This is a genomic window from Streptomyces sp. NPDC042336 (genome assembly GCF_055581985.1).
Genome location: NZ_JBVJEA010000033.1, coordinates 65256 through 71255 on the forward strand (window position 1 = coordinate 65256; position 6000 = coordinate 71255).

The 6000-nt window shown below is 71.7% G+C and carries 4 protein-coding genes; 3 read left to right on the forward strand and 1 reads right to left on the reverse strand.

The window, feature by feature from the left end; translation table 11 throughout:
* Window positions 1-346 precede the first annotated feature (346 nt).
* Window positions 347-1726 carry an NAD(P)/FAD-dependent oxidoreductase gene (locus ACZ6IM_RS37975; protein ID WP_469563253.1) on the forward strand — a complete coding sequence of 460 codons (1380 nt, stop codon included), beginning with the start codon at window positions 347-349 and terminating at the stop codon, window positions 1724-1726.
* Between the two features lie 183 nt (window positions 1727-1909).
* A complete protein-coding gene (locus tag ACZ6IM_RS37980; protein ID WP_052843872.1) occupies window positions 1910-3568 on the forward strand; it encodes an ATP-binding SpoIIE family protein phosphatase in 1659 nt (552 codons plus the stop codon).
* A 48-nt stretch (window positions 3569-3616) separates the two neighbouring features.
* Here ACZ6IM_RS37980 and ACZ6IM_RS37985 read toward each other — a convergent pair whose 3' ends face one another.
* Complete coding sequence (locus ACZ6IM_RS37985; protein ID WP_052843873.1) at window positions 3617-4894, reverse strand: MFS transporter; 1278 nt, start codon at window positions 4892-4894, stop codon at window positions 3617-3619.
* A gap of 146 nt (window positions 4895-5040) precedes the next feature.
* On the opposite strand from ACZ6IM_RS37985, the gene ACZ6IM_RS37990 reads away from it, so the two are divergent.
* Window positions 5041-5589 carry a MarR family winged helix-turn-helix transcriptional regulator gene (locus ACZ6IM_RS37990; protein WP_052843874.1) on the forward strand — a complete coding sequence of 183 codons (549 nt, stop codon included), beginning with the start codon at window positions 5041-5043 and terminating at the stop codon, window positions 5587-5589.
* Window positions 5590-6000: the final 411 nt, after the last annotated feature.

Below are 6000 nucleotides of genomic sequence, written 5' to 3' on the forward strand. Positions count from 1 at the left end.
CCCGGAGACACTCCCCGCCATCGAAAGCCGGAGCGCGTGGAACGGGCCCGGTTGCGCGGTCCGCCCGTCGCGGACCCCATGAGCACATCCCCCTGCACACCGTCGGAAAGAACATAGTTGAGCGGGGGTCAATTCAGAAGGGGCACGTTCCGCACGGAGCGCCCCCCGATCGGCGCACGGATCGCATACGCCCCGAATGTGCCGCTCTCCACCCCCATGCTCTCCCACGCTGACCTGCGCGATCACCTCGCGCCACGGCGGTTCGCCCGGCTCGGTGCCCCGGCGATCTCCGGTCACACAAATTGACGAGCCTGTGGACAAACGCAAGCGCCGGGTGCGTCATGGGATGGTGAAGGAACGTGCGCGCATTCTCGTTGTCGGCGGTGGCTACGTCGGGATGTACACGGCCCTGCGGCTGCAACGGAACCTCAAGGGCGAACTGCGGCGGGGCGAGGTCGAGATCACGGTCGTCACCCCCGACCCTTACATGACGTATCAGCCGTTCCTCCCCGAGGCGGCGGCCGGTTCCATCTCCCCGCGGCACGTCGTCGTACCGCTGCGCCGCGTCCTCGGCCAGTGCGACCTCGTCGTCGGCGAGGCCGAGGCCATCGACCACACGAGCCGCACCGCCACGGTCACCACGCTCGCCACCGACGAGGAGAAGACGGGCGCCCGCCGGATCACGTACGACGAACTCGTCCTCGCGCCCGGTTCCGTCTCGCGCACCCTGCCCGTGCCCGGACTCGCCGACCACGGCGTCGGTTTCAAGACCGTCGAGGAGGCCATCGGCCTGCGCAATCACGTCCTCGAACAGATGGACATCGCCTCCTCCACCCGCGACCCGGCCCTGCGCGACGCCGCCCTCACCTTCGTCTTCGTCGGCGGCGGCTACGCCGGCGTGGAGGCCCTCGGCGAACTGGAGGACATGGCCCGCTACGCCGCGCGGTACTACCACAACGTCACGCCCGAGGACATGAAGTGGATCCTCGTCGAGGCGTCGGGCCGCATCCTGCCCGAGGTCGGCGAGGAACTGGGCCGCTACACGGTCACCGAACTGCGCCGCCGCAACATCGACGTACGCCTGGACACCCGCCTCGAGTCCTGCGCCGACCGCGTCGCCGTCCTCAGCGACGGCTCCCGCTTCCCCACCCGCACGGTCGTCTGGACGGCCGGCGTCAAACCGCACCCGGTCCTCGCCTCCACCGACCTGCCCCTCGACGACCGCGGCCGGCTCACCTGCACCGCCCACCTGTCGGTCGACGGCGCCCCGCACGCGTGGGCGGCCGGAGACGCCGCCGCCGTCCCCGACGTCACCGCCGCCGAACCCGGCCGGGAATGCGCCCCCAACGCCCAGCACGCCGTCCGCCAGGCCAAGGTCCTCGGCGACAACGTCACCCACGCCCTGCGCGGCGAGCCCCTCGACACCTACGCGCACAGGTACGCCGGCTCCGTCGCCTCCCTGGGCTTCCACAAGGGCGTCGCGCACGTCTACGGGCGCAAAGTCAAGGGCTACCCCGCGTGGTTCATGCACCGCGCCTACCACCTCAGCCGCGTCCCCACCGTCAACCGCAAGGCGCGCGTGCTCGCCGAATGGGTGATCGCCGGACTCTTCAAGCGGGAGATCGTCTCCCTGGGTTCACTCGAACATCCGCGGGCGGAGTTCGAACTCGCGGCCGGTGGAAAGCCTTCTCAGGAGCCCCCGCACAACCCGAAGGGGTCGTCCTGACCGGACTCAGGAACTCCCTCGGCCACTGGGGCGTCTGACGGATGTCGGCCGGGCGGGCACCCTGCCAGACTGGTCCACCACCGCGGGCGCGCCGCCGCTCGCCCCAGCGCGGCCCCCGGGGCCCGGGCCGCCCCCGGCCCGTCCCGGTCCCCGGCCGCCGACAACTACACGAGGCAAGGATTCGTGAACTTCACGCGCTGGAGCGCCCGACTCCCCGGAACACAGCGCCGCGCCGCCGCGCGGACCGACACGGCCCTCTCCCCGGACCGGCGGGCGGACGGCTCCGTACCCGCCGCCCGCGCCGAGCAGCTGACCGACGAAGCCCCGCCCGCCACCGACGTTCCCGGCGTCGACGAGCTGCCCGTACGCGACGTCCTCGACCGCGTCCCGGCCCTCGTCGCCCTCCTCCACGGGCCCGAGCACCGCCTCGCCTACGTCAACGACGCCTACGTCGCCGCCTTCGGCCTGCGCGACCTCGGCGCCCGCGCCCGCGAGGCCCTCCCCGAGCTGGACGAACCGGGCCTCTTTCCGCTCCTGGACCAGGTGCAGCGCAGCGGGCGGCCCCGCACCCTCAAGTCCCGCAAGGCCCCGGACGGCCGCTCCTACACCTTCACCTGCACCCCGGTCGGCGCGGGCCGCGACGGCGACGGCCGCGGCGTGCTCGTCTTCGCGACCGACGTCACCGACCACGCCGAGGCCGCCGGCCGCCTGCGCGCGAGCGAACGCAGCCAGCGCGAGACCGCCGTCACCCTCCAGCGCTCCCTCCTCCCGCAGAAGCTGGAGGAGCCCGACGACCTGCGCGTCGCCGCCACCTACCACCCCGGCGGCACCGAAGCCGCGGTCGGCGGCGACTGGTACGACGTGATCACCCTCGGCGGCGGCCGCACCGCCCTGGTCATCGGCGACGTCATGGGCCGAGGCGTCCGCGCGGCGGCCGTAATGGGCCAGCTCCGTACGGCGGTCCGGGCCTACGCCCGCCTCGACCTGCCCCCGCACGAGGTGCTCCAGCTCCTCGACGGCCTCGCCGCCGAGATCGACGCCAACCAGATCGCCACCTGCGTCTACGCCATCCACGACCCGAACGAGGGCCGGCTGGTCTACGCGTCCGCGGGCCACCTGCCCATCCTGGTCCGCGACGAGAACGGCACCGTGCAGCGCGCCGACGAGCCCACCGGCCCACCGCTCGGCACCGGCGGCTGGATCCACGCCTCCGGTTCGATCGCCCTGCCCCCCGGCTCCACGGCCGTCCTCTACACCGACGGCCTGGTCGAACGTCGCGACGAGGACCTCGACGAGGGCATCGCCGCCCTGGAGCGCGCCCTGTCCGGCGCCACCGGCACCCCCCAGGTGGTCTGTGACCGCCTGATCCGCTCGGCGGGCGTCACCCCGGACCACGACGACGACGTCGCCGTCCTGGTCCTCCAGCACCCCGCCCGCGGGGGCGCCGAGGCCGAGCTGTTCCGCAACGCCGCCCTGGAACTGCTCGGCGGCGTGGAGGCGGCCCCACGCGCGCGTGCCTTCGCCTCCGGCGTCCTCACCAGCTGGCGCTTCCCCACCGACCTGCACGACCTCGGCGTCCTGGCCACCAGCGAACTGGTCGCCAACTCCCTCCAGCACGGCACCCCGCCGATGCGGCTGCGCCTGCGCCGCACCGACCGCCGTCTGATCATCGAGGTGACCGACGGCGACGACCACCTGCCCCGACGCCGCCGCGCGGAGCCGGGGGACGAGTCCGGCCGGGGCATCGCCATCGTCGCGACGATCGCCTCCAACTGGGGCTCCCGGCGCACCCCGGGCGGAGGCAAGGCGGTCTGGTGCGAGTTCGTCCTGCAGAAGCCGTGACCCGGCGCCGGAGGCGGAGAGGAACCCGCCCCCCGGCGACCGGCCCGCTCAGGCCTCCGCGACGGCCACCGTGTCGGCCGGTGCTCCGCCCTGCGTGACCACCCGGCTCCTGGCCAGCGACGGCTGATTCTGCACGTCCGTGAGCTGCCGCCCCAGCCGCACCGCCAGCACCGTGATGCCCAGGGAGAACAACAGGAACGCCACGATGTACGGCGCGTGCAACGAGGCCCCGAGCGGCCCGCCCACCGCCGGACCGATCGCCAGCGCGAGCTGCTTCACCAGGGCGAAGGCGGAGTTGTACTGCCCGGCGAGCCCGGTCGGCGCCAGGTCCGCCACCAGCGGCGCCAGCGTCGGCGACAGCATCGCCTCACCCAGTCCGAAGAGCGCGTACGTCGAGATGAACGCGGCCGTGGCCATCGTCTGGCTGCCGGGCCCCAGCCCGGCGTACCCGGCCACCGCCCACGCCACGGCCCAGATCAGTCCCACGGCGGCGATGACGCGCGAGCGCTTGCGCCGCTCCACGAACTTCAGCACCGCGAACTGCGCGACCACGATCATCAGCGTGTTGGCGGCCAGCGCGGTCCCCAGCGCGGAGGTGGAGATCCCCGCCGCCTCGACGCCGTACGCGCTCAGCCCCGACTCGAACTGGCCGTAGCAGGCGAAGAACAGCACGAAGCCCAGGACACACAGCTGCACCATGGCCCGGTTGCCGAGCAGCTGCTTCCAGCTCCCGCCGGCGCCCTGCCCCGGCGCCTGCTCGATCCGGGGCGCGCGCGGCACCCGCACCGTCGCCATGACGGCCACCAGCACCAGGAACATCGCCGCCTCGATGGCGAACAGCAGCGTGAAGGAGGAAGCGCTCGTGGTGTCGACCAGATGACCACCGATGAGCCCGCCGACGCCGAGCCCCAGGTTCTGCAGGAAGAACTGGGTGGCGAACGCCCGTGACCGGGTCTCCGTCGTGGAGCAGTCCACGATCATCGTCGCGAGCGCGGGCTGCATCACGGCCTGCCCGGCGCCCAGCGCGGCGGCGGACAGCAGCACCGTGCCGGCCGAGGCCGACAGGCCGAGGCTCAGCGCGCCCAGCGCGGCGGTGACCAGGGCGACCAGCAGCACCGGCAGCGGGCCGCGCCGGACGATGGCCCGCCCGGCGAACGGCAGCACGATCAGCGCGGCCACGGCGAAGACGGCGAGCACGAGGCCCGCCGTGACGGAACCCAGTCCCCGTACCTGCGCCACATAGACGTACAGGTAGGGGACCGTGAAGCCGAGTCCGAACGCGCTGAGTGCGTTGCCCACGTGGATCCGGCGCATCGCCGCGCCCATTGCCCTGGTCACGTTCACCCTCTCTTGATCTCTCGGGATCGATCGCTCCAGCCGTTAGAGCTGAAGACTTAGAAGCTAAAGTTCAAAGGTAAAGAGTACATACCGAAGGACTTCAAAGCAAAGGAGCTGCGTGCCATACTGCGGCCATGGGCGACACCTCCGGCGCCGGCGAGCCGACACTCGAAGAACAGATCGCCGCCTACCAGCGCGAGTTCCAGGACCTCGACCCGCAGGTCGAGAAGATCGTCTCGGCGCTCTCCCGCCTCAACCGCCGCATGAACGTCGCGTACGGCCGGCAGACCGCCGAGCTGGGCATCAGTAATACGGACTGGGAGGTGCTGAAGGCCCTCGTGCTCTCCGGCGCCCCCTACCGCCTCGGCCCCGGCGACCTCGCCAAGCGCCTCGGCCTGACGCCGGCCGCGATGACCCACCGCATCGACCGCATGGTGACGGAGGGCCTGGTCACCCGGGAGCGCGACGAGACCAACCGGGTCCGGGTGATCGTGGCGCTCACGGCGGAGGGGCGGGAGAAGTGGCTGGAGGCCATGCGTCTCGCCACGGTCTTCGAGGAGGACCTGCTCCAGGACCTCTCCGCGGAGGACCGCACCGCGCTCGGCGAGGTGCTGACCCGCCTCCTGCGCAGGGTGGAGCACGCACAGCCGGACGCCGGTGGCCGGCTCAGCGACCTCGATTAAAGATCTTGACAGCGACGCTTGACAGCCCCCTACGAGATCCGTAAGGTTCTTCGGGTTGCCGCGGACCCGTAACGGTTCTGCGGTAGCACCTCCCGCCGCAGCAGCGGCAATCAAACCACCAGCACGACCCCCGAGTGGGAATGGCTTCGGCGCGCCCGAATTCAATTCCGCTGGGCACTCGTCGCCCCGATCGACCCCGATTGGGAATCGCCGAGAGGGTCCGCTAAGGTTTGAGACGTCGGAACGGCCCAACAGCCGGGACGGCAACCCCTTCTGACGGGGAATCAGGGCCGAAAGGATCTGATAGAGTCGGAATCGCCGGAAAGGGAAACGCGAAAGCGGGAACCTGGAAAGCACCGAGGAAATCGGATCGGAAAGATCTGATAGAGTCGGAAACGCAAGACCGAAGGG